General features: G+C 74.1%; 23 protein-coding genes. 15 read left to right on the forward strand and 8 right to left on the reverse strand.

From position 1 onward, the window contains the following. Positions 1-93: 93 nt before the first annotated feature. On the forward strand, positions 94-672 hold the full coding sequence (locus CHF15_RS26090) for a TetR/AcrR family transcriptional regulator (RefSeq protein WP_089226457.1): 579 nt from the start codon (positions 94-96) through the stop codon (positions 670-672). 58 nt (positions 673-730) lie between these two features. After that, on the forward strand, positions 731-1,717 hold the full coding sequence (locus CHF15_RS26095) for a 2-hydroxyacid dehydrogenase (RefSeq protein WP_089226329.1): 987 nt from the start codon (positions 731-733) through the stop codon (positions 1,715-1,717). 41 nt (positions 1,718-1,758) lie between these two features. On the opposite strand, the gene CHF15_RS26100 is transcribed toward CHF15_RS26095, so the two are convergent. Then, complete coding sequence (locus tag CHF15_RS26100) at positions 1,759-2,505, reverse strand: uL14 family ribosomal protein (protein WP_089226330.1); 747 nt, start codon at positions 2,503-2,505, stop codon at positions 1,759-1,761. 211 nt (positions 2,506-2,716) lie between these two features. Here CHF15_RS26100 and CHF15_RS26105 point away from each other — a divergent pair, with 211 nt between their 5' ends. Continuing rightward, positions 2,717-3,205, forward strand: a complete 489-nt coding sequence (locus CHF15_RS26105) for a hypothetical protein (RefSeq protein ID WP_322975705.1) — start codon at positions 2,717-2,719, stop codon at positions 3,203-3,205. A gap of 33 nt (positions 3,206-3,238) precedes the next feature. Then, a complete protein-coding gene (locus CHF15_RS26110) occupies positions 3,239-4,234 on the forward strand; it encodes a phosphotransferase family protein (RefSeq protein ID WP_089226331.1) in 996 nt (331 codons plus the stop codon). Between the two features lie 41 nt (positions 4,235-4,275). Here the strand turns inward: CHF15_RS26110 and CHF15_RS45900 are convergent, their stop codons facing one another. Then, on the reverse strand, positions 4,276-4,827 hold the full coding sequence (locus tag CHF15_RS45900; protein ID WP_245939051.1) for a hypothetical protein: 552 nt from the start codon (positions 4,825-4,827) through the stop codon (positions 4,276-4,278). Positions 4,828-4,941: 114 nt separating this feature from the next. Between CHF15_RS45900 and CHF15_RS46615 the strand changes: the two genes are divergently transcribed. Both CHF15_RS46615 and CHF15_RS46620 read left to right on the forward strand, forming a co-directional pair. Then, positions 4,942-5,541 carry a DUF429 domain-containing protein gene (locus CHF15_RS46615; protein ID WP_089226332.1) on the forward strand — a complete coding sequence of 200 codons (600 nt, stop codon included), beginning with the start codon at positions 4,942-4,944 and terminating at the stop codon, positions 5,539-5,541. Further along, complete coding sequence (locus CHF15_RS46620; RefSeq protein WP_089226333.1) at positions 5,448-5,675, forward strand: DUF429 domain-containing protein; 228 nt, start codon at positions 5,448-5,450, stop codon at positions 5,673-5,675. The genes CHF15_RS46615 and CHF15_RS46620 overlap by 94 nt, the downstream gene beginning before the upstream one ends. A gap of 12 nt (positions 5,676-5,687) precedes the next feature. Here CHF15_RS46620 and CHF15_RS26130 read toward each other — a convergent pair whose 3' ends face one another. Next, positions 5,688-6,116 carry an ATP-binding protein gene (locus CHF15_RS26130; RefSeq protein ID WP_089226334.1) on the reverse strand — a complete coding sequence of 143 codons (429 nt, stop codon included), beginning with the start codon at positions 6,114-6,116 and terminating at the stop codon, positions 5,688-5,690. Next, on the reverse strand, positions 6,116-7,018 hold the full coding sequence (locus CHF15_RS26135) for an MEDS domain-containing protein (protein ID WP_089226335.1): 903 nt from the start codon (positions 7,016-7,018) through the stop codon (positions 6,116-6,118). Before CHF15_RS26135 ends, CHF15_RS26130 begins: the two co-directional genes overlap by 1 nt. Before the next feature lie 746 nt (positions 7,019-7,764). Between CHF15_RS26135 and CHF15_RS26140 the strand changes: the two genes are divergently transcribed. The 3 genes from CHF15_RS26140 to CHF15_RS26150 are packed head-to-tail and all read left to right on the forward strand — an operon-like array spanning position 7,765 to position 13,324. Further along, complete coding sequence (locus CHF15_RS26140; protein ID WP_089226336.1) at positions 7,765-11,676, forward strand: Pls/PosA family non-ribosomal peptide synthetase; 3,912 nt, start codon at positions 7,765-7,767, stop codon at positions 11,674-11,676. After that, complete coding sequence (locus CHF15_RS26145; RefSeq protein ID WP_089226337.1) at positions 11,673-13,037, forward strand: M1 family metallopeptidase; 1,365 nt, start codon at positions 11,673-11,675, stop codon at positions 13,035-13,037. The genes CHF15_RS26140 and CHF15_RS26145 overlap by 4 nt, the downstream gene beginning before the upstream one ends. Next, positions 13,034-13,324 carry a glutaredoxin domain-containing protein gene (locus CHF15_RS26150; RefSeq protein ID WP_089226338.1) on the forward strand — a complete coding sequence of 97 codons (291 nt, stop codon included), beginning with the start codon at positions 13,034-13,036 and terminating at the stop codon, positions 13,322-13,324. The genes CHF15_RS26145 and CHF15_RS26150 overlap by 4 nt, the downstream gene beginning before the upstream one ends. Here CHF15_RS26150 and CHF15_RS26155 read toward each other — a convergent pair. The 3 genes from CHF15_RS26155 to CHF15_RS26165 form a co-directional block, all read right to left on the reverse strand. After that, the gene (locus CHF15_RS26155; RefSeq protein WP_089226339.1) at positions 13,303-13,743 is read right to left on the reverse strand and encodes a protein-tyrosine phosphatase family protein; all 441 of its coding nucleotides are present in this window, start codon (positions 13,741-13,743) and stop codon (positions 13,303-13,305) included. The genes CHF15_RS26150 and CHF15_RS26155 overlap by 22 nt on opposite strands. Then, a complete protein-coding gene (locus CHF15_RS26160; protein WP_089226340.1) occupies positions 13,733-14,455 on the reverse strand; it encodes a hypothetical protein in 723 nt (240 codons plus the stop codon). Before CHF15_RS26160 ends, CHF15_RS26155 begins: the two co-directional genes overlap by 11 nt. Before the next feature lie 79 nt (positions 14,456-14,534). Then, positions 14,535-14,762 carry a hypothetical protein gene (locus tag CHF15_RS26165; protein WP_089226341.1) on the reverse strand — a complete coding sequence of 76 codons (228 nt, stop codon included), beginning with the start codon at positions 14,760-14,762 and terminating at the stop codon, positions 14,535-14,537. Between the two features lie 556 nt (positions 14,763-15,318). On the opposite strand from CHF15_RS26165, the gene CHF15_RS44005 reads away from it, so the two are divergent. Next, positions 15,319-15,621, forward strand: coding sequence for a hypothetical protein (locus tag CHF15_RS44005; protein WP_107418568.1), 303 nt, complete (start codon positions 15,319-15,321; stop codon positions 15,619-15,621). A 32-nt stretch (positions 15,622-15,653) separates the two neighbouring features. On the opposite strand, the gene CHF15_RS26175 is transcribed toward CHF15_RS44005, so the two are convergent. Further along, positions 15,654-16,232, reverse strand: coding sequence for a hypothetical protein (locus tag CHF15_RS26175; protein ID WP_179279967.1), 579 nt, complete (start codon positions 16,230-16,232; stop codon positions 15,654-15,656). 106 nt (positions 16,233-16,338) lie between these two features. Here CHF15_RS26175 and hemL point away from each other — a divergent pair, with 106 nt between their 5' ends. The 5 genes from hemL to CHF15_RS26200 all read left to right on the forward strand — a co-directional run bounded on the left by hemL (position 16,339) and on the right by CHF15_RS26200 (position 21,316). Beyond that, the gene (gene hemL, locus CHF15_RS26180; protein ID WP_089226342.1) at positions 16,339-17,652 is read left to right on the forward strand and encodes a glutamate-1-semialdehyde 2,1-aminomutase; all 1,314 of its coding nucleotides are present in this window, start codon (positions 16,339-16,341) and stop codon (positions 17,650-17,652) included. Then, positions 17,649-18,323: a histidine phosphatase family protein gene (locus CHF15_RS26185; RefSeq protein WP_089226343.1), complete on the forward strand. Its 675-nt coding sequence runs from the start codon at positions 17,649-17,651 to the stop codon at positions 18,321-18,323. The genes hemL and CHF15_RS26185 overlap by 4 nt, the downstream gene beginning before the upstream one ends. 186 nt (positions 18,324-18,509) lie before the next feature. Further along, positions 18,510-19,805: a polysaccharide deacetylase family protein gene (locus tag CHF15_RS26190; RefSeq protein WP_089226344.1), complete on the forward strand. Its 1,296-nt coding sequence runs from the start codon at positions 18,510-18,512 to the stop codon at positions 19,803-19,805. Between the two features lie 133 nt (positions 19,806-19,938). Continuing rightward, a complete protein-coding gene (locus CHF15_RS26195) occupies positions 19,939-20,556 on the forward strand; it encodes a TlpA family protein disulfide reductase (RefSeq protein ID WP_089226345.1) in 618 nt (205 codons plus the stop codon). A gap of 37 nt (positions 20,557-20,593) precedes the next feature. Next, positions 20,594-21,316, forward strand: coding sequence for a cytochrome c biogenesis CcdA family protein (locus tag CHF15_RS26200; protein ID WP_245939054.1), 723 nt, complete (start codon positions 20,594-20,596; stop codon positions 21,314-21,316).

Genomic DNA, 21,316 nt, shown 5'->3' on the forward strand with positions numbered 1-21,316 from the left:
TCTGTGGGCCAACAGTTGTTGGTCAACGCTTGTTGGCAAACCTAGTCCGGCCCCTCTGGCGATGTCAACAGGTGTTGGCCTACAGTTGTGGGCATGACTGCGACGCCCCCCGCCCCCCGCCGGTCCGACGCCACCCGCGCGGCGATCCTCATCGCGGCCCGCGACCGCTTCGCCGCCGACGGCTACGAGCGCGCCACCATCCGCGCCATCGCCAGGGACGCCGGCATCGACCCCTCGATGGTCATGCGCTACTACGGCAACAAGGAGGGGCTCTTCGCCGCCGCCTCCGAGTTCGACCTGCGCATGCCGGACGTGGCCGCGGTCGCGACCGAGGACGTCGGGGCCGTTCTCGTCACGCACTTCCTGGAGCGCTGGGAGGAGGACGAGGCGCTGACCGCGCTGCTGCGCGTCGGCGTCACCAACCCGGTCGGCGCCGAGCGGATGCGCTCGATCCTGCAGCGGCAGCTCGCACCGGTCGCCGCGGCCGTGTGCCCGGATCCGGAGCCCGGACGGGCCGCGGAACGCGCCGTGCTCGTGGCCTCGCAGATCCTCGGCATGGCCGTCAGCCGGTACGTGCTCCGCTTCCCCCCGGCCGCGGCGATGCCGCGCGAGGAGGTCGTGGCCTGGCTGGCGCCCACCGTCCAGCGGTACCTGACGGCCGTGGCGCCCTGACCCGGCGGGCGGTCGGCGTCCGCGCGGGGCGGACCCGTGAACGAAGGAGTGACGACGCATGGAGCAGCCGAAGAACGTCCTCGCGGTGATCGCGCCGCACGTCGGGGGCCGCGGCGCCGGTGCCGCCCTGGCCGGGCTCTTCGGGGACCGGGCCGCCGTCACGGTCGTCGAGTCCGCCGACGAGGACCCGGCCGCGCTGGCCGCGGCCCACGTGATCATGACGGCACTGGGCCCCGTGACGGCCGGGCACCTCGCCCGGGCGTCCGCCCTGGAACTCGTCCAGTGCACCAGCCACGGCCACGAGCACGTGGACGTCGCCGCCGCCCGCGCCCGGGGCGTACCCGTGTGCACCATCGGCTCCAGCGGGGCCGAGACGCAGAGCGTCGCCGAGCAGGCCTTCGCGCTGATGCTCGCCCTCGCCAAACGGATCGTCCCCGGGCACGAGGCGCTCTCCCGCGGTGAATGGCCGCTGCCCCGCCTGCAGCGCTCGCTGACCGAACTGGACGGCAGGGTCCTCGGCGTGATCGGCCTCGGGGCGATCGGGCAGGCCGTGGCCCGGCGGGCCGGCGCCTTCGGGATGACCGTGCTCTACACCTCGCGCGGGCCCGTGCCGGCCGCGACCGAGCGGCTGCTCGGGGCCCGCCGCATGCCGCTGGAGGAACTGCTGGCCGCCGCCGACTATGTCTCCGTCCACGTCCCGCTGACCGGCGCGACCCGGCATCTGCTCGACGCGCGGCGGCTGGCGCTGCTCAAACCCACGGCCTTCCTGGTCAACACGGCGCGCGGCGCGGTCGTCGACCAGGACGCGCTGGCCGACGCCCTGGAGGCCGGGCGCCTGGCGGGTGCCGGGCTCGACGTCTTCGAACCCGAGCCGCCGCCGGCCGGGACGCGGCTGCTCCAGGCGCCCAATGTCGTCCTCTCGCCGCACGCCGGGGGTGCCACCCGGGACACCCTGGCGCGGATCGCCCGGGCCGCCGTGCGCAACGTCGTGGACTTCCTCGACGGCCGGCCGCCACGGGACGTCATCCCCGCCGCGGAGGCCTGAACGGGCCCTGCAGAAGCGGGCCTTGTCCGCCCGCCGCCGGCTCAGGCGCTCTGGTCGCCCTCGACGTTGGTGCCCGGGCCGAGCCCGGTGAGCGCGTCCTTGGCCACCGCCAGGGCGCCGTCGCGGACCTCGGAGTCGTCCGGCGACTTCTTGTTCTCGAAGTCGCTGCCGTTGTAGGTGACGGTCACGACCGCGTTGCCCTTGCGGAACACCACGACCGCCTCGCGCGTCTGCTGCTTGTCCTCGGTCGTCAGCTCCACGGACACGGACGCCTCGTCACCGATGCCGGCGGCCGTGATCGACTTCTTCAGGCGCTTGTACGAGGCCTTCGCCGCGGCCTCGCCGTCCTGGCCGCCGCTGTTGGTGGACACCTCGAACGTCACGTCGAGCCACCGGTAGTCGAAGCCCTTGAGGGCGTTCCACGAGCAGCCGGTGCGGTGCGAGGGGTCGGTGAGGGAGAGCTGCTTGCCCGCCGTCTTGGCCTCCGGCACCAGCTTCTTGATGGTCGCGGCCTTGATCGCGGTGCACGGCGCGGGCGGTTTGGAGTACGTGGCGGGCGCGTCTTTCGAGCCCTCCGACCCGGAACCCGAGCCGGAGCCGGAGTCGGACCCGGAGTCCGAACCCGAGCCGGAGTCCGATCCGGACGGCGCGGCGGAGCCGGCCGGGGATCCGTTCGCCGACGTGCGGCCGGTCTCCTCGTGGGACGAGGAGGCCATCGTCCAGCCGACGATGGCGAGTATGGCGGTGGGCAGCAGACGAGCCGCCAGGGTGAGGGGCAGGGACGCCACGGCGGTCTTCTCTTCGTCGATCCTGAGGAACCTGGGGCTGAGGAGTGAGCGTGGGGGACGTGGGGCCTGAGCGTACGACGCGAAGATGAGATTGCCATATGAAAGTGGCCCGGGAACAGACCAGGCGCGTAGGGGTTGCGGCACCGGGCGTGACGGGTGTACCCGCGCGCCCCGTCAATCCGGGTGCGCCGGAGGCGGTGCCGGAGTCAGGATGGGCGCCGTGACCGATCCCCTGTGGGCCGACGTCGCGGACGTCTTCGACCCCGTCGCCATGGGCAGGCTGCCCGATCTGTGGATCCCCGGCGTCTCCGCGGCGGACTGGCAGGCACTGCTCGACCTGGTCGTCGCCCGCGGCTGGTGGCACGCGTACGCGGAGGGCTGCCGTGTGCTGCCCCTGCCGACCGCCGCGCGGGTGCTGTCCCGGCCGTGCGACGCCGAGGTGCCGACCCTGTACGTCGAGCCCGTGCCCGGGTTCCGGGCGATCTTCCGCTTCCTGTCGGACGAGACGATCGACTTCGACATCGACCTGTACGAACTGTGGGGCCAGGAACGGCTGGACGTCTTCTGCGGCTTCCTGCGGGCGATCGGCCGGCGCCTGGACCGGACCGTCTTCCTGTGTCCGGAAGGCGCCGGCGTGGACGTGGCGGTCCTCTGGTACGAGCCGGGTGCCGACCGCATCGCCGTCCGGCACGACCGGTGACAGCGTGGGAGCGCTCTCATAGCATGCGGGGACATGAGGAGCCTGACCAAACGAGCCCTGTCCGCCGAGCAACTGACCGCCATGCTGCGGGAGTCGACGGGTCTCGGCTGCAGCGTCGAAGCGGAGCTGACGGACGGCTGGTTCAACGCCGCCTACCGGGTGCGGCTCGACGACGGGCGGCCGGCGGTGGTGAAGATCGCCCCGCCGCCGGACGCCGTCGTCCTGCGCTACGAGCGCGGCATCATGGCCACCGAGGTCATGGCGCACCGCCGCATGGCCGCCCTGGGCGGCATCCCGCTGCCGGAACTGCTGTACGCGGCACCGGAGTTCATGGCTCTGTCGGTCCTGCCCGGCACCCCCTGGGACAAGGCGGCCGACCGCATCCCCGCGGACCGGCAGGCCCCGCTCCGCCGTGAACTGGGCCGGATCGTGGCGCGGCTGCACACGCTCGCCCCGGAGGACGGCCGGTACGGCTACCCGGCCCCCGAGGCCGGTCTGTCGGCGGCGGACTGGCCGACGGCCTTCGGCGCCATGGTGGACGCGCTGCTGGAGGAGGCCGGGCACCGGCGTACCGCGCTCGGCGTCGCCCCCGAGGAGATCCGCGCGCTGGTCGCGGCGGGCGCGGACGTCCTGGCGGAGGTGACCGAGCCGCGGCTGGTCCACTTCGACCTGTGGCCCGGCAACGTCTTCGTCGCCGACGACGGCTCCGCCGTCACCGGGCTCATCGACCACGAGCGGGCCTTCTGGGGCGACCCGTCGGCCGAACTGGTCTCCCTGGCCCTCGGCGGCGACACGGGCCCCGGCAGCGACCTCGTCGCCGGCTACCGGGAGGCGGGCGGCGTTCTCGACTTCGGGCCGTCCACGCTGCACCGGCTGGCCCTGTACCGGGTCTACCTCGGACTGATCCTGGTCGTCGAGTGCGGCCCGCGGGGCTACCCCGCCGACCACGCCGACCACGTCCGCGACGTCCTCGGCCGGTGGGTCGCGGAGCTCAGGGCCGTACGGCCGGACCGGGCCGGCCCGGCCTAGTACAACCATCGCGCCCCGTCGCGGCACCCGGGGCCGGGGAGTTACCCGGCGGCGGTCGTGGGCTGCTCCACCACGTTGCGGCCGCCGAGCGGCGCCACCCGGCCGGGCTGCTCCGCCTGCCGGCCCGGCGTGAGTCCCGTGCCGGACACCGGGGTGGCGGCGTGGGCGGACGCCGGGGCGGTCGTGGGAGCCGTCGTGTGCGTGGACGTGTGCGTGGGCGTATGGGCGGGGGTATGGGCGGGGGCGGCATGGGTGGGCGCCGCGTGGGCGCCTCCGGACTGCTGCGCGGCGCCCGGGGCGATCGCCATCGGGGCGGCGGAGGAGGGCACCGCGGCGGTGACCGCGCGGGTCGCCTCCGTCTTCGGGTGCTCGTCCTTGTCGGGTGCGTGGCTCACCCCGAACCGGGTCCGCAGGTGGTGCCCGGCCGCCTCGTCGAGGCTCACGGGCCGCTGCAGCCGTACCGCCAGCCGGCTCGCCTCCCGGCCCAGTGCCGCGAGGTCCTCCCACCTCAGGTGCACGACGAGCGGCAGCTCGGCCTCGCCGTCGGGGAGCGCTTGGAGCCCCTGGAAGGGGACGTTGCTCTGACTGTTCATCGGCCGTTCCTCACCATTGGCTGCAGTGCGGTACGGCAGGGGATACGCACTCCGGCACCGCAACGTTCAGCCGCGCCCCCGCGGCGCCGTCCGCGCGGCGGGGATGATGGGACCGTGCGCACCCTCGGGATCGACCTCGCCGCAGGCCCCCGGACGACCGCGGCGGCGGTCGTCGACTGGCCCGGCGACGGCACGGCCGCCGTCGCCCCGCCGCTGCTCGGGTGCGCCGACGACGTGCTGGTCGACCTGCTCTCCGGCCTGGGACCGGAGGAACGCGCCGGGGTGGACTGCCCCTTCGGCTGGCCGATCCCCTTCGTCGAGGCCGTCACCGCCCACACGGCGGGTGCGCCATGGCCCGGGCGGGGCACCGGCAGCGCCGCGCACCGGGCGACCCTGCGCCACCGCCGCACCGACATCCTCACCCACGAGGAACTCGGCGGCCGGTGGCCGCTGTCCGTCGCCTTCGACCGGCTCGGCGCCACCGCCGCCCGCTGGGCCCACCTCGCCGACGAACTCGCCGCGCCCGCGGCCGTCCGGTGGCCCGCGACGGTTCCGGGCGGATCGCCGAGGTGTACCCCGCGGCGTCCCGCAGGCGATGGGGCCTCGGCCCCGAACGCTCCATGGCGGAACTCTGCGCCGCCGCGCCCTGGCTGCGGTGCGGCCCGGCCGAACGCGCCGCGTACGACGGCAGCGAGCACGCCTTCGACGCCCTGATCGCCGCCCTGGCCGCCCGCGCCGTCGAACGCGGGCTCACCCGCCTGCCGTCCGGCCCCGAACAGACCCGTGCCGCGGCCGTCGAGGGCTGGATCCACGTCCCCCGCGCGGCCACCCTCCCGTCCCTGCCGTGAGGCCCGGCCCGGTCAGGGGAGGCGGATCGCGAGGGTGACGACCGTGCCGACCGGGCCCGGGACGATCGTGAGGTGGTCGGTGACCAGGCGGACGAGCCACAGGCCCCGCCCGCAGCGGGAGTCGAGGCCCGGGAGCAGTTCGGGGATGACGGCGGCGTCGAAGCCGGGGCCGCGGTCGGTGACCCGGCACTGCACCTCACCGTCGGTCCGGCGCAGCATCAGGCGGCCGCGGCCGCCGCCGTGGACGATCGCGTTGGAGGCCACCTCGTTCACCGCCAGGACGAACTCCCCCCGGTGCGCCGCGGCCAGGCCCGCCCACATCGCGAACTCCTCGGTCAGCACCCGCAGCCGGGGCAGGTCGCCCTCCGCGAAGTCGCGTTCGAGCCAGCAGCCTTCGGCGGCGGGGTCGCCGGCGGACGGTTCACGCAGCTCCTCCAGCATCAACCGCTCACCCCGATCAGCGTCAGCCCCGGCAGGGTCGCCGCGCCCAGTCTGCGCAGCAGCGCCAGGTGGAAGGCCGAGCAGCGGACCTCCACCCGCACCCCCCGCTCTCCCGCGGCGGCCACCAGCGTCAGCAGCTCCGCCGCGCACCCCACGTCGAGGAAGTGCAGGTCGCGCAGGGCCAGTACGAGGCGCCCGCCCTCCGCGGTCCGGCGCAGCGCGTCCCCGACCACGCCCTGGAACCGTTCCCGTGTGCTGAGGTCGGCCTCGCCGAGCAGCCGCAGCAGGCCCTCGGTGCGCGTCGCGTAGAGCGCGCCGAGCCGGGTCAGCAGGTTGCGCGGGTGCGCCTGCGCCATCGCGTCGAGCACGTCCCCGGTGAACCACCGGCGGTCGTAGGCGCAGACCTCCGCGTAGGGGCGTCCGGCGAAGAGGTGGTCGGCGTGGGTCTCGCGGTGCACCATCGCGTCGATGGGCGCGCCCATGTCGCGCACCCAGTGCATGTCGATGTACGCGCGCAGGCCCGCGTATCCGTCGCGGACCGCGCGGTCCGTCTCCTCGGTGAGCCGGCCCTGCTGCCGTACCGCCGTGAACTCGCGCTCCGGGCTGATCAGTTCGCGCATGCTGCTCAGCACGAGCTGCCCGCTCCGCCGCGCGGAGCGCACCCAGGCGTCGGCGTCCCCGGGCCGCCCGGCGTCGTCGGCCGGTCCCAGGTGGGCCAGCACCTCCGGGTCCGGCACGCCGGGGGCGGCGAAGACCATCACCCGCTCGCCGGCCGCCAGCCCGAGCCGTGCGAACGCGGCCAGGACGTCCCAGCGTGTGTCGTCGCCGTCGTAGCTGACGAACGCGTGGTCGCCGGGCCGCATCCGCTGCACCGGGACGACCCGCACATCCGCGGCAGGCATCCGTCCTCACCCCCTGGTCTCCGAGCTGCCGAGGTTAGGAGCGAGCACCACGGGACGCCAGGCGGGACCGACTCTGCCCGGGATCGCGCGGGGAGCGACCGCGACCGCGCCGTAGCTGCCCGGAAGCGCCCGTCCGTCAACGTGATGTGACGGACGGCGATCGATGTGCCGGTGGGCGCTCGTGCAACGGCCCGGCCGTGCCGCGGGACGTCACCCGGATGCGCCGTGGGGACGATGCTCCCGTCCCCGCCGTGGTCCAGTGGGTGGCGTGGCAGGGCCCCGACGCGAGCCGGGAGCCGGGCGGGCGTACGGGCGTTCAGGTGTGCGCGTGCGGGCGTCGGGACCGCGGACGGGCCGCGGGAAGGAGGTGGTGACGACGCCCCGCCGGAGCCCGGCACGGCTGTGAGAGCGACCACTTGCCCGCTTTTCGGCAGGCAGCGTGGATTAAGCGACGGTAAACTGCTTGTTCGCTATTTCTGTCGCTCGGTGAAGGGCCCGCCGCCGTCCGGTCGGGACGGTCGCGGTACGGGGAGGCCGGGCGTGCGCCAGTCGCGGGAAGCAGCCCGCGCGCCGGGACGCCGTGGTCCCCGGCCGTCCGGTCGAAGGCCGCCGGCACCGCAGTGGTCCCGAGCTTTTGGAGGGTTTGACATGCGTCCGTCCCTGGCTGTGAGTGACCGGAACAAGGTGCCCGGCACGTCCGCCGCCGCGCCACCGACCCCCGGCTCGCCCGAGCCGGGGAGCACCGTATGACGCTCGTCGAGTCGCCCCTCCCGCTCCTGGAGGACCCCGCGCCCACTGGTGCCACCGGCGTCACCTGCGCCCCGGGTACCGCGCTCTTCCGGGCCGGCGCCGCAGCGCCCGAGCGCACCCTGCTCGGCATCCTGGCCGCCACCGCCCGGGCGCACCCCACCGCACCCGCCGTCGACGACGGCACCACGACGCTGAGCTACCGCGCCCTCGCCGCGGCGACCGAGCGCCTGCGCCACCGCCTGGCGGAGGCCGGCATCGGCGCCGGCGACCGGGTCGGCGTACGGGTGCCCTCGGGCACCGCCGACCTGTACGTGGCGATCCTCGCCGTGCTCTCCGCGGGCGCCGCCTATGTGCCGGTCGACGCCGAGGACCCCGAGGAACGCGCCCGGCTGGTCTTCTCCGAGGCACAGGTGTGCGCCGTCATCGGCGAGCACCTCGCGATCACCCCGTGCGCCGTGCCCGGCGGCAGCGCCGGCCGCCGTCCCGGGCCGGACGACGACGCGTGGATCATCTTCACCTCCGGCTCCACGGGCAAGCCGAAGGGCGTCGCCGTCACCCACCGTTCGGCGGCCGCGTTCGTCGACGCCGAGGCGCGGCTCTTCCTCGCCGACGAGCCGCTCGGACCCGGCGACCGGGTGCTGGCCGGGCTGTCGGTGGCGTTCGACGCCTCCTGCGAGGAGATGTGGCTGGCGTGGCGGCACGGCGCCTGCCTGGTGCCCGCGCCGCGCTCGCTGGTGCGCACCGGCCTGGACCTCGGCCCGTGGCTGGTCGAGCAGGGCATCACCGTCGTCTCCACCGTGCCCACCCTGGCCGCGCTGTGGCCCGTCGAGGCGCTGGACGACGTCCGTCTGCTGATCTTCGGCGGCGAGGCCTGCCCGCCCGAACTGGCCGAGCGGATGGCCGTCGAGGGCCGCGAGGTGTGGAACACCTACGGTCCGACCGAGGCCACCGTCGTCGCCTGCGCCGCCCAGCTCACCGGCGAGGGCCCGGTCCGCATCGGGCTGCCCCTGGACGGCTGGGAGCTGGCCGTGGTGGACGCCCACGGCGCACCGCTGCCCATGGGCGCCACCGGCGAGCTGGTCATCGGCGGGGTGGGCCTCGCCCGCTACCTGGACCCCGCCAAGGACGCCGAGAAGTACGCCCCGCTGCCCGCCCTCGGCTGGGACCGCGCCTACCGCAGCGGCGACCTGGTCCGCGCGGACGCGGCGGGCCTGGTCTTCGTCGGCCGCGCCGACGAGCAGGTCAAGCTCGGCGGCCGCCGCATCGAACTGGGCGAGATCGACGCCGCGCTGCAGGCACTGCCCGCCGTCGCCGGCGCGGCAGCCGCCGTACGCACCACCAAGGGCGGCAACCAGATCCTGGTCGGCTACGTCGCGGTGACCGAGGACTTCGACCAGGCCGACGCGCTCGCCAGGCTCCGCGAGGCGCTGCCCGCCGCCCTCGTGCCGCTGGTCGCCGTCGTCGGCACCCTGCCGACCAGGACCTCGGGCAAGGTCGACCGGGACGCGCTGCCCTGGCCGCTGCCCGGGCTCGAGACGCCCGCCGTGGAACTCGCCGGCACCGAGGGACTGCTCGCGGGGCTGTGGGCGGAGCTCCTCGGCGCTCCGGTGACCGGGCCCGAGGCCGACTTCTTCGCGCTCGGCGGCGGCAGCCTGACGGCCGCCCGCCTCGTCTCCCAGCTGCGCACCCGCTACCCCGCGGCCGCCGTGGGCGACGTCTACCAGCACCCCACCCTCGGGGCGCTCGCCGCACGCCTGGACGAGGCCGACGCCCGCCGCGCCGCCGCGCGCCCGGTGCGGCCGGTGCCCCGGCGGGCCGCGGCGGTCCAGCTGGCGCTGATGCCGCCGCTATTCGTCCTGGCCGGACTGCGCTGGGGCGTCGTGGCGGCGGCCATCGGCAACGTGCTGCTCCTCCTCGGCCCCTTCCCGTGGGTCCCGGCCGTCTCCTGGTGGTGGGTGCTGGCCGGCTGGGCGCTGCTTGTCAGCCCCGCCGGACGGGTCGCCGTCTCGGCCGGCGGCGCCCGGCTGCTGCTGCGCGGGGTACGCCCCGGCACCTATCCGCGCGGCGGGTCGGTGCACCTGCGCCTGTGGGCCGCGGAACGCCTGGCGCACGTCAGCGGCGCGGGCAACCTCACCGGCGCGTGGCTGAGCCACTACGCCCGCGCGCTGGGCGCCAAGGTCGGCGACGGCGCCGACCTGCACGCGCCGCCGCCGGTCACCGGCATGCTCAAGCTCGGCAAGGGCAGCGCGGTCGAGCCCGAGGTCGACCTGTCCGGCCACTGGCTCGACGGCGACCTGCTGCACATCGGCAAGATCCGCGTCGGGGCGGGCGCCACGGTCGGCTCGCGCAGCACCCTGCTGCCCGGCGCCCGGATCGGCAAGCGCGCCGAGATCGCCCCCGGCTCCGGCGTCGTGGGCGCCGTGCGGGCCGGGCAGCGCTGGGGCGGCGTGCCCGCCGTCCGCACCGGCAAGGCCCCGCACCGCGGCGCCGACTCCCGGCCGCCGCGGCGGCTGCGCTGGGCGGCGGCGTACGAGGCGACCGCCTTCGCCCTCGACCTGCTGCCCGCGGTGTCGGCGCTGCCCGCCCTGCTGGTGCTGGCCCGCTTCCTGCGCGACGCCGGCGCCGCGCCGCTGTCCGCCGCGCTCACCGCCGTCCCCCTGGCCACGCTCGCCTGGCTGCTGACGTACGCGCTGCTGGTGCTGGCCGGGGTGCGGCTGCTGGGCGTCGGGCTGCGCGAGGGCCACCACCCCGTGCACGGCCGCGTCGCCTGGCAGGCCTGGACGACGGCCCGGCTCATGGACCGGGCCCGCGCGCATCTGTTCCCGTTCTACGCCAGCCTGCTGACGCCGGTGTGGCTGCGCGCGCTCGGCATGAAGGTCGGCCGCCACGTGGAGGCGTCCACCGTGCTGGCGCTGCCCACGATGACCACCGTCGGCGACGGGGCCTTCCTCGCCGACGACACCATGGTCGGCAGCTACGAACTCGGCGGCGGCCGGATGCGCATCGCCGAGGCCCGGATCGGCAAGAAGGCCTTCCTCGGCAACTCCGGGATGACCGCCCCCGGCCGCTCGGTGCCGAAGAACGGCCTGGTCGGCGTGCTCTCGTCGACGCCCAAGGGCGCCAAGGCCGGCAGCTCCTACCTCGGCATGCCGCCGATGAAGCTGCCCCGGGTCCCCGAGGAGGGCGACCGCAGCCGCACCTTCGCGCCGCCCCGGCGGCTCGTGCTGGCCCGCGCGGCCGTCGAGCTGTGCCGGGTCGTCCCCGTGATGTGCGCGGTCGCGCTGGTGGTGCTGGTGCTCGCCGGGTACGCGGCGGTGGCCGGCCGGTACGGGGTGCCCGTGGCGCTCGCCGCCGGCGGGGCGCTGCTCGCGGGCGCCGGTGCGGCCGCCTGCGCGGTGGCCGTCGTGATGAAGTGGCTGCTGGTCGGGCGGGTGCGGGCGGGCGAACGGCCGCTGTGGAGCTCGTTCGTGTGGCGCAACGAACTGGCCGACACCTTCGTCGAGGTGCTGGCCGTGCCGTGGCTCGTCGGCGCGGTCGGCGGCACCCCGCTGATGAACCTGTGGCTGAGGTGCCTGGGGGCGCGGATCGGGCGCGGCGTATGGTGCGAGACGTACTGGCTGCCGGAGGCGGACCTGGTCCGGGTCGGGGACGGCGCTACCGTCGGCCGCGGCTGCGTGGTACAGACACACCTGTTCCACGATCGGATCTTGCGGATGGACGAGGTCGTACTCGGGGAGGGCGCGAGCCTTGGCCCGCACGGCATCGTGCTGCCCGGCGCGACGGTCGGGGCCCGGAGCGCGATCGGCCCGGCCTCGCTCGTCATGCGGGGCGAGGGCGTGCCCGAGGGCACCCGCTGGCTCGGCAACCCGATCTCCGCCTGGCACACAGAGGGGGCCCGCACAGGGTGAGCAACGGCAAGCGCGTGCGTGGCGGGGCCGCCGTCCCCGCCACGCCCGGGGCGGAGGTGTCCGCGGACTCCTACTTCCCCGAGCACGGCAACGGCGGCTACCGGGTCACCCACTACGACCTGGAACTGGATTACCGCCCGGCGGCCAACCGCCTCTCGGGCCGGGCCCGGATCTCCGCGGTGGCGGACCGGGCCCTCTCCGCGTTCAGCCTCGACCTGGGCGCCTTCCGCCTCGACCGGGTCCTCGTCGACGGCCGCCCCGTCCGCTACACCCACCGGGCGGGCAAGCTCCGCGTGAAGCCCGCGAAGGCGCTGCCCGCGGGCCCGTTCGCGGTGGAGGTCCGCTATGTCGGCAACCCGAGGCCCGTCCGCTCCCGCGACTGGGGGGAACTGGGCTGGGAGCAGCTGGAGGACGGCGCGCTCGTGGCCAGCCAGCCGATCGGCGCGCCCTCCTGGTTCCCCTGCAACGACCACCTCGGCGACCGGGCGGGCTACCGGATCACGGTGACCGCCCCCTCGCCGTACACGGTCGTCGCCAACGGCAGCCTGGAGTCGTACCGGGTGGGCGCCTCCACGACGACCTGGGTGTACGACCAGCCGAAGCCGATGCCGCCGTACCTGGCGACCGTGCAGATCGGCCAGTACGAGCTGATCGACCACCTCGGCGGCCCGCTGCCCCAGCCGGCCGCCGTACCGCCGCGCCTGACCGCCGACTTCGCCCACGACTTCGGACGGCAGCCGCGGATGGTGGAGGCGTTCACCGAGTTCTTCGGGCCCTACCCCTTCGGCGAGTACGCGGTCGTCGTGGTCGACGAGGAACTGGAGGTGCCCGTCGAGGCGCACGGGGTCTCCGTCTTCGGCCGCAACCACCTCGACGGCCGCCGCGGCGGCGAACGCCTCGTCGCCCACGAACTCGCCCACCAGTGGTTCGGCAACAGCCTCGCCCTCGCCGACTGGCGGCACATCTGGCTCAACGAGGGCTTCGCCGCGTACGCGGAGTGGCTGTGGGCGGAGTCCTGCGGCGAGATGACCGCGGCCCGCAACGCGGCCCGCGCCCACGCAAAGCTGGCCGCCCAGCCCCAGGACCTGCGGCTCGCCGACCCCGGCGTCCGGCGCATGTTCGACGACCGGGTGTACAAGCGCGGCGCGCTCACTCTGCACGCGCTGCGCACGGTCATGGGCGATCCGGCGTTCTTCCGGCTGCTGCGGGCCTGGACCGCCGCCCACCGCCATGGCACCGTGACCACCGGGCAGTTCACCGCCCTGGCCCAGGAGCACACCGACCGGCCGCTGGAGGCGCTGGTCTTCCATCCGTGGCTGCACGGGACGCGGCTGCCACGTCTGCCGATCGGGGGAGCATGAGCGACGCGCACACGGACGAGGGCGGCGTCGTCGTCTACTGGCGGCCCGGCTGCACCTTCTGCATGAAGCTGCGCGCACAGCTGCGGTTCGCCCGGCTGCGGCACACCAAGGTCAACATCTGGCGCGATCCGGACGCCGCCGCCTTCGTGCGCTCCGTGGCGGACGGGAACGAGACCGTCCCGACCGTCACCGTGGCGGGGCGGCCCATGGTCAACCCGTCGCTGCGGCAGCTGAGGGAGGCGGTCAGGGCGTACGCCCCGCACCTTCAGCCGAAGCGCGACACATAGCGGCGCTGCCAGGGCGTCTCCACCGCGCGCCGGGCGTAGTGCTCCCGCACATAGGCGACGGCCTCGCCGGGCGGCACCCCGTCCAGCACCGCCAGGCACGCCAGGGCCGTCCCCGTGCGGCCCACGCCGCCGTGGCAGGCGACCTCCACGCGCTCGCCCGCCGCGCGGCGCCACGCCTCGCGCAGCGTCTCCGCGGCGGCGGCGCGGTCCGCCGGCAGCCGGAAGTCCGGCCAGCGCACCCAGCGGCCCTCCCAGGCCACCGCCGGGGGCTCGTGGCCCAGCAGGTACAGCCCGAACGCGGGGACGGGCCCGGCCGGCAGCGGGTGCCGCAGCCCCCGTCCGCGCACCAGCCGCCCCGACGGCAGTCGCAGCACCCCCGGTGCGTCAGGCTCCCAGCCGCCGGCGGGCTCAGCGCTCATGGTCGCCGCACGCCGCCGGGTAGAGCACGGCACCGGTCAGGCCGCCGGCGTCCGCGGCGTCGGCCCCGAGGCCGGACAGCCGCAGGCAGGCCTCGGCGGTGGCGTCCACGGGAGGGCACTCCACGCCCACGGAGCCGACCGCGGTCACCGAGCCGTCGTGGTGCAGTTCCCCGCCCGCGGACGGCGCGGGCAGAGCGCCCCGGAGGGTGCCGAGGGCGACGACGTCACCGGACACGGCCGAGGCCTCGCGGATGTCGAATCGCCAATGGGCGTCGCTCGCTTTGAGGAGGTATTTCCCGGACCTCCCGCATTCCGCCAGGGAATCCCCGCGGGCGCGGACCAGTTCGGCTATCGCGCAGCACAACGGGGCGTCATGTCCGGCCGCCGTGCGGAATCGGCTGAAATCGGCGAGCGGGGCGGACCGCATCGCTCGGTCGAGGAGGACGACCGCCGACTCCCGTGCGTGCGGATGGCCGTGCTCGGCGATGTCCAGCAGGAAGGGGGCCGCGACCACGGCGCCGGGAAGCACCTCGCCGGTGCGTCCGCGGAGCAGGGAACTGCTGGTCAGGGCCGCCACCGCAGAGGCGACCGAGTCGAGGTCGCGCGCGGCGGCAAGCGCCCTCAGGCCGTCCCGGGCATCCGCGGTCCGAGGGCGCGGCCGCGGCGTGGGAATGGCATTCCAATTGACGGCGTCGATCTCGGTGAGCAGCATCCGCACATGATTCCACCCGCTCCGGAATCTCGGGGTTCCGCATGCGGGACAAGCGTTCGAGCGGCTATCCTCCGCCGACTCAGGCGGTATGACGCAGATACAGCGCGCCGCAACTGTGGCAGAAGGGCTGCGCCGCCGGCGTCCCCCACACGTCCTCCGCCTGCACGGCGGCGGCGGGGGAGAGCTCCCGCCCGCACAGCCCCGTCGCGGCGCCGTCCTCGACCATGTGCCACGCCCGCGGCGGGCTGTCGCCGGCCGGGCCGCCGTTCTCGGTGTCGTACTCCGCACGCATCTCGTACACGGGCATCGTGGTGCCTCCGGGTGGGTCATGCCCCTTGTGGTGCCGGTAGTCCAGTATGTCCGCGCGCCGCGCGCCCGGCGATCGCAGTTCCGCCGGGGGCGGGGTGCGCGGCGGCGGAGCGGCCCGGGCGGCCGACTCAACGTCCGCGCGGCGCGGGTGGGTTCGGCCCCGGCGGGTGGCGACCGGCCCTCGGCCGCCCGTCGGCGGCGGAGCCCGACCGGCCCCGGCCGGGCGGCCGCCTCGTGTGACCGGAGGGCGGCGGACCGTCACCGATTTCGTCACCTTTCGTGACCGGGGAAGTTCCCACCGCACGAATAGGGTCCGAAATTAGGGGATTTCACCCTATGTATTGACTGCGGGGAGTAATGGAATCTAAGGTTCATGTCAGAGGACGGCTTCTGTGAACCGCGTCCCGTCCGACGCTTCACGTCTGTGATGGTGCGTCCGCACCCGAGGTCCAGGCGCACCCCCCGTCGCACCAGTGCCACGCGCACCGGCCGGTGCGACCCGCGCACGGTCGTACGCGACCGGCACCGACGTTCCGCACCGAAGGGGAACGACAATGCGCGTCCAGAGCATGACCATCCGCCGGGTCGCCGCCGCGGTACTCGCGGCACCGATCCTCGCCCTCGTCGGAGCCGGCGCGGCCGGCGCGGCGCCGCAGCAGGCGGCCCCCGCCTCGCACCAGTCCGTCGTCACCCATGGAGACGGCTGCCGGGGCTACGGCGACTGGGGTTACGGATGGCGTTACAACCATCACTACGACAACGACTGTGGCTACGGATACGGCTGGGGCTACGGCTACGGAGGTTACGGCGGCTACGACAACGGATACGGCGACGGCGTCGTCGTGGTGGTGCTGTAACCGTCAGTGAACCCGCATCCGCCCGGCGCCCGTCACGGCCACACCAGGCAGTACAGCTGGTGCCCGCTCTCGTGGCAGCGCTGGGCGAAGTCCTGCCACTCGTGCAGCATCTTGTAGATCACGAACGCGTCCCGCGGGCCGCGGCGGTCGGGGACGGTGGACCAGATGAAGGCGGCGGCGCCGAGGGCCTCCTCGTCGGCCTTGCGCAACGGCTCGACGACGGAATGGGGCAGTTTGACGACGGCGTAGTCGGGATGGAGCACGACGAGTTCCAGCGGCGGGACCTTCGCCGGGGGTATGCCCTCGATCCCGGTCAGCACCATCGCGGCCATCGTCTCCGGCTTGACCTTGGTGTACATGCCCTGGCCCAGCTCGTCGCCGCCGAGTTCCTCCGGTCGCATCGAGATGGGGACCCGAGCGGCGGTGGCGCCATCGGGCGCGCCGAAGTACTTGTAGGTCACCCCCACTCGGCCACCCCTGCTCCCGCTTTTCTCAACGGCCATGTCGCGCTCTTTCGGCGGCCGGCGGCGCCGACCGGTGGGGCGGGCGTGCTCCGCGTCGGGGTCGTCCGACCCGTCGCCCACGTCACCGCGTTCGCCACCGCGCTGCATTCCACTACCCGACCATCCGCAGACCCAACCGCGCAACCCGATCATCGTCTCAGATGCACGGTCGATACCTCGTCGCGCAACGCCCGGCATTTGAGAGCATGTGCTTGTGAGCTATCCGTACGCCTACGAAGCGCCAGTTTCTCAGACCTTGTTCGATCGAGCAGCCGTCGTGACCCCTGGTGGGGTGAACAGCCCGGTACGCGCCTTTCGCGCCGTGGGCGGTACGCCCCGCTTCATGGTGTCCGGAACGGGTCCCTACCTGAAGGACGCGGATGGTCGCGAATACGTCGACCTCGTCTGCTCGTGGGGGCCGATGATCCTCGGCCACGCCCACCCCGAGGTGATCGCCGCCGTGCAGGCGGCGGTTGCGCGGGGTACGTCCTTCGGCACGCCCGGTGAGGGCGAGGTGGATCTGGCCGAGGAGATCGTGGCGCGCGTCGCGCCGGTGGAGCAGGTGCGGCTGGTCTCCTCCGGCACCGAGGCCACGATGTCGGCGATCCGGCTGGCGCGCGGGTTCACGGGCCGGGCCAAGGTGATCAAGTTCGCGGGGTGTTACCACGGTCATGTGGACGCCCTGCTGGCCGCCGCGGGTTCCGGGGTTGCCACGTTCGGGTTGCCGGACACCCCCGGGGTGACGGGCGCGCAGGCCGGCGACACGATCGTGCTCCCCTACAACGATCTCGGGGCGGTACGGGCCGCGTTCGCCGCCCACCCCGACGAGATCGCCTGCGTGATCACCGAGGCGTCGCCCGGCAACATGGGCGTCGTGCCGCCGGCCGAGGGCTTCAACCAGGGACTGGCGGACCTCTGCCGCGCGAACGGCGCGCTCTACATCTCCGACGAGGTCATGACGGGCTTCCGCGTCTCGAAGGCCGGCTGGTACGGCATCGACGGCGTCCGCCCCGACCTGATGACCTTCGGCAAGGTGATGGGCGGCGGCTTCCCCGCAGCGGCGTTCGGCGGCCGTGCCGACGTGATGGCGCACCTCGCGCCCGCCGGCCCGGTCTACCAGGCGGGCACGCTCTCCGGTAACCCGGTGGCCACCGCCGCGGGCCTCGCCCAGCTGCGGCTGCTGGACGACGCGGTGTACGAGACCGTCGACTCCGTCGCCGCGGAGGTGTCGGGCCTGGTCTCCGCCGCGCTCGCCAAGGAGGGCGTGGCGCACCGGCTGCAGACCGCGGGCAACATGTTCTCGGTGTTCTTCACCGAGGAGCCGGTGACCGACTACGACGAGGCCAGGAAGCAGGAGGCGTTCCGCTTCACCGCCTTCTTCCACGCGATGCTCGCCCAGGGCGTGTACCTGCCGCCCTCCGCCTTCGAGTCGTGGTTCGTGTCGGCCGCGCACGACGGCGCCGCCGTCGAGCGCGTCGCCGCCGCCCTGCCGGCCGCCGCCCGCGCCGCCGCGGAGGCCACGGCATGAGCGAGATCACGGTCGTCCACCTGATGCGGCACGGCGAGGTGGAGAACCCCACCGGCGTGCTCTACGGGCGTCTGCCCGGCTACCACCTGTCCGACCTGGGCCGGAAGATGGCCGACCGGGTCGCCGAGCACCTCGCGGGCCGCGACATCGGCTACGTCGTCGCCTCCCCGCTGGAGCGCGCCCAGGAGACCGCGGCGCCGATCGCCGCCGTCCTCGGCCTCGACGTCGCGCGCGACGAGCGGCTGATCGAGGCGGACAACGTCTTCCAGGGCAAGACCTTCGGCGTCGGCGACGGCGCGCTCAAGCGCCCCGCCAACTGGAAGCACCTGGTCAACCCGTTCCGGCCGAGCTGGGGCGAGCCGTACACGGACCAGGTCGCCCGTATGACGGCGGCGCTGGAGGCGGCCCGGGACGCGGCGCGCGGCCACGAGGCGGTCTGCGTCAGCCACCAGCTGCCGATCTGGATCGTGCGCAGCGCCATCGAGCAGCGGCGCCTGTGGCACGACCCGCGCAAACGGCAGTGCACCCTGGCGAGCCTGACGTCCTTCACGTTCGAGGACGACCGGATCGTCTCCGTCGGCTACAGCGAGCCCGCCCGCGACCTGGTCCCCGCGCACCTGCTGGCCGGGGCGAAGCCGGTCAAGGGCGGCAGCAAGGGCTTCGGCGCGTAGCGGTCCCCCAGGAGGGCGCCGGTCACGGAGACCGGCGCCACCGCGCACGCTCCGCGACGGCCGCCGCCGCGTGACCCGATCCGGGCCCCGTCCCGGTGAATTTCCCCGCCCCGGGAAGGAACCTGCCGCCCGCGTACGGCATCTAGCGCGAGGGGGCCGAGCGAGGTACGGGGATTGGGGCGCGGAATGCGGGACATCAGCCGACGAGGAGTACTGGGCCTGGCGGCCGGGGCGGCCGCCGCCGGACTGGCGGGCTGCGCCGGGGAGAGTCCCGGCGGCCGGCACGCGAGCGGGGGGTCCCCGCCGTCGCCGACGCCGTCCGCGGGCAGCCCGCGGGTGCCGCCCTCCCCGTCCCCGTCGGTGCGGACGATAGGCGACGGTTCCACGGCGGACACCGGGCCGCAGCCGCACCAGCCCGTGGCGGAGCGCCTGGAACCGGGGCAGCAGCCGCCGCAGTTCGTGATCTTCTCCTGGGACGGGGCGGGCGAGCTGGACAACGGCCTCTTCGAGCGGTTCCGGAAGCTCGCGGTCGAGCACGACGCGAAGATGACCTTCTTCCTCTCGGGTGTCTATCTGCTCCCCGAGTCGAAGAAGAGGCTCTACAAGCCGCCGCGCAATCCCGTCGGCGCCTCCGACATCGGCTATCTCACCGACGCCCACATACGCGTCACCCTGGAGCAACTGCGGCTGGCCTGGCTGGAGGGCCATGAGATCGGCACGCACTTCAACGGCCACTTCTGCGCGGGATCCGGTTCGGTGGGCCGCTGGAGCCCGGCCGACTGGCGCAGCGAGATCGAACAGGCCGTCGGCTTCGTGGAGAAGTGGCGTACCCACACCGGCTTCACCGACCTGCTCCCGCTGCCCTTCGACTACCGCAAGGAACTGGTCGGCGGCCGTACGCCCTGCCTGCTGGGCCAGGGTTCGCTGCTGCCCACCGCCGCCCGCCTGGGCTGGCGGTACGACGCCAGCGGACCGGGCGGTCTGCAGGTGTGGCCGGGCAAGAGCCACGGGCTGTGGGACCTGCCGCTGCAGGCGGTGCCCTTCCCCGGTCGCTCCTTCGAGGTGCTGTCGATGGACTACAACATGCTGGCCAACCAGTCGGTGAACTCCACGCGCGGCAACCCCGCCCGCTACCCGGCCTGGCAGCGGCAGGCCCGCGACGCCTACCTGGCGGGCTTCAGCCGGGCGTACGAGACCAACCGGGCGCCGCTGTTCATCGGCAACCACTTCGAAGAGTGGAACGGCGGGATCTACATGGACGCCGTCGAGGACGCGCTCCGGCGGATCGCCGGCCACCGGGACGTGCGGCTGGTGTCGTTCCGCCAGTTCACTGACTGGCTGGACGCGCAGGACCCGGCGGTCCTGGCGAAGCTGCGCACCCTCGGGCCGGGGCAGCGCCCGGCGGGCGGCTGGCGCCGATTTCTCGCGCAGGAACGTTCCTCCAAGTCCCCTTCGCCTCCTGTATCCCCTTCGTCCTCCTGAGCGGCTGAGCCGACCGGTTCGCACACCTGGCCGGGTCCGCGATTAACCGTCGCTTACTTGGGGCATTTGCCGCTTTCGGCAAAGCTGTCGGGGGTGCGCAAGATCGCCCCAGGCCTCATGCGAAACTTTTCACATGAGTCCTACGCGTGCCCTCCGACGCCGTCCGCTCCGCGGTGCCGCTGCACTCGCCGGGGCGGCCGCGTTCGCGCTGGCCGTCACGGCCTGCTCGACCTCCACCGCGTCCTCCAACGGCACCGGCTCCGGGACGAACTACGTCGGCGGGACGGGTGAGATCTCCACGATCGAGCCGGGGCACCGGGTGGCCGCGCCGGAACTGAGCGGGAAGTCCGTGGAGGGCGCCCCGCTGAGCCTCGCCGACCACAAGGGCAAGGTCGTCGTCCTCAACATCTGGGGCTCGTGGTGCCCGCCCTGCCGGGCCGAGGCACCGCACCTGGCCAAGGTGGCGAAGGAGACCGAGTCCCAGGGCGTGCAGTTCCTCGGCATCAACACCCGGGATCTGCAGACCGCGCAGGCCAAGGCCTTCGAGAAGGAGTTCGCCATCCCCTTCCCGAGCTTCTACGACCCGTCCGGCGACCTGGTGCTGCGCTTCCCCAAGGGCAGCGTCAACCCGCAGGCCATCCCCTCCACGCTGATCATCGACCGCCAGGGGAAGATCGCGGTGCGCGCGCTGAAGGAACTCGGCGCCGACGAACTGCACGAGGTCCTCGACCCGGTGATCGCGGAGAAGTGACGTGAGCGCACTCGCCGCCGGTGCCAACCAGACCGTGATGAACGGCGCCCTGATCGCCGCCGTGCCGATCGCTCTGCTCGGCGGCCTGGTCTCGTTCTTCTCGCCCTGCGTGCTGCCGCTCGTCCCCGGCTACCTGTCGTACGTGACCGGCGTCACCGGCACCGACCTGGCCGAGGCCCGGCGCGGCCGGATGCTCGCGGGCGCCTCGCTGTTCGTCCTCGGCTTCACCGCCGTGTTCGTCTCCGGCGGCGCGCTGTTCGGCAACTTCGGCTGGACGCTGCAGGAGCACAAGGCGGTCATCAGCAAGGTGCTCGGCGCGCTCACCATCGTCATGGGCCTGGCGTTCATGGGCCTGGTGGGCGGCATCACCCAGCGCGAGTTCCGCTTCCACCGCAGGCCCACGATGGGCCTGATGGGGGCGCCGCTGCTCGGCCTGCTCTTCGGCATCGGCTGGACCCCGTGCATCGGCCCGACCCTGGCCGCCGTCAACGCGCTCGCCTTCAACGAGGCCAGCGCGGGCCGCGGCGCGCTGCTCACCGTCTTCTACTGTCTCGGCCTCGGCCTGCCGTTCATCGTGGCGGCCGTCGCCTTCCGCCGCGCGCTCGGCGCCTTCGGCTGGGTCAAGCGCCACTATGTGTGGGTGATGCGGATCGGCGGTGGCATGCTCGTCGCCGTCGGACTGCTGCTCGTCACCGGCGTTTGGGACCACATCGTCTACCAGATGCAGATCTGGTCGTCCGGCTTCACTCCAGGGATCTGA

The organism is Actinacidiphila glaucinigra, assembly GCF_900188405.1.
Lineage (GTDB): Bacteria > Actinomycetota > Actinomycetes > Streptomycetales > Streptomycetaceae > Actinacidiphila > Actinacidiphila glaucinigra.

Bases quoted from the DNA above. Each gene is read 5' to 3' on its own strand.
- CHF15_RS26090 (WP_089226457.1), top strand. From the start codon at position 94: ATGACTGCGACGCCCCCCGCCCCCCGCCGGTCCGACGCCACCCGCGCG.
- CHF15_RS26095 (WP_089226329.1), top strand. From the start codon at position 731: ATGGAGCAGCCGAAGAACGTCCTCGCGGTGATCGCGCCGCACGTCGGG.
- CHF15_RS26105 (WP_322975705.1), top strand. From the start codon at position 2,717: ATGGGCGCCGTGACCGATCCCCTGTGGGCCGACGTCGCGGACGTCTTC.
- CHF15_RS26110 (WP_089226331.1), top strand. From the start codon at position 3,239: ATGAGGAGCCTGACCAAACGAGCCCTGTCCGCCGAGCAACTGACCGCC.
- CHF15_RS45900 (WP_245939051.1), bottom strand. From the start codon at position 4,827: ATGAACAGTCAGAGCAACGTCCCCTTCCAGGGGCTCCAAGCGCTCCCC.
- CHF15_RS46620 (WP_089226333.1), top strand. From the start codon at position 5,448: ATGGCGGAACTCTGCGCCGCCGCGCCCTGGCTGCGGTGCGGCCCGGCC.
- CHF15_RS26130 (WP_089226334.1), bottom strand. From the start codon at position 6,116: ATGCTGGAGGAGCTGCGTGAACCGTCCGCCGGCGACCCCGCCGCCGAA.
- CHF15_RS26135 (WP_089226335.1), bottom strand. From the start codon at position 7,018: ATGCCTGCCGCGGATGTGCGGGTCGTCCCGGTGCAGCGGATGCGGCCC.
- CHF15_RS26140 (WP_089226336.1), top strand. From the start codon at position 7,765: ATGACGCTCGTCGAGTCGCCCCTCCCGCTCCTGGAGGACCCCGCGCCC.
- CHF15_RS26150 (WP_089226338.1), top strand. From the start codon at position 13,034: ATGAGCGACGCGCACACGGACGAGGGCGGCGTCGTCGTCTACTGGCGG.
- CHF15_RS26155 (WP_089226339.1), bottom strand. From the start codon at position 13,743: ATGAGCGCTGAGCCCGCCGGCGGCTGGGAGCCTGACGCACCGGGGGTG.
- CHF15_RS26160 (WP_089226340.1), bottom strand. From the start codon at position 14,455: ATGCTGCTCACCGAGATCGACGCCGTCAATTGGAATGCCATTCCCACG.
- CHF15_RS26165 (WP_089226341.1), bottom strand. From the start codon at position 14,762: ATGCCCGTGTACGAGATGCGTGCGGAGTACGACACCGAGAACGGCGGC.
- CHF15_RS44005 (WP_107418568.1), top strand. From the start codon at position 15,319: ATGCGCGTCCAGAGCATGACCATCCGCCGGGTCGCCGCCGCGGTACTC.
- CHF15_RS26175 (WP_179279967.1), bottom strand. From the start codon at position 16,232: ATGCAGCGCGGTGGCGAACGCGGTGACGTGGGCGACGGGTCGGACGAC.
- CHF15_RS26185 (WP_089226343.1), top strand. From the start codon at position 17,649: ATGAGCGAGATCACGGTCGTCCACCTGATGCGGCACGGCGAGGTGGAG.
- CHF15_RS26190 (WP_089226344.1), top strand. From the start codon at position 18,510: ATGCGGGACATCAGCCGACGAGGAGTACTGGGCCTGGCGGCCGGGGCG.
- CHF15_RS26195 (WP_089226345.1), top strand. From the start codon at position 19,939: ATGAGTCCTACGCGTGCCCTCCGACGCCGTCCGCTCCGCGGTGCCGCT.
- CHF15_RS26200 (WP_245939054.1), top strand. From the start codon at position 20,594: ATGAACGGCGCCCTGATCGCCGCCGTGCCGATCGCTCTGCTCGGCGGC.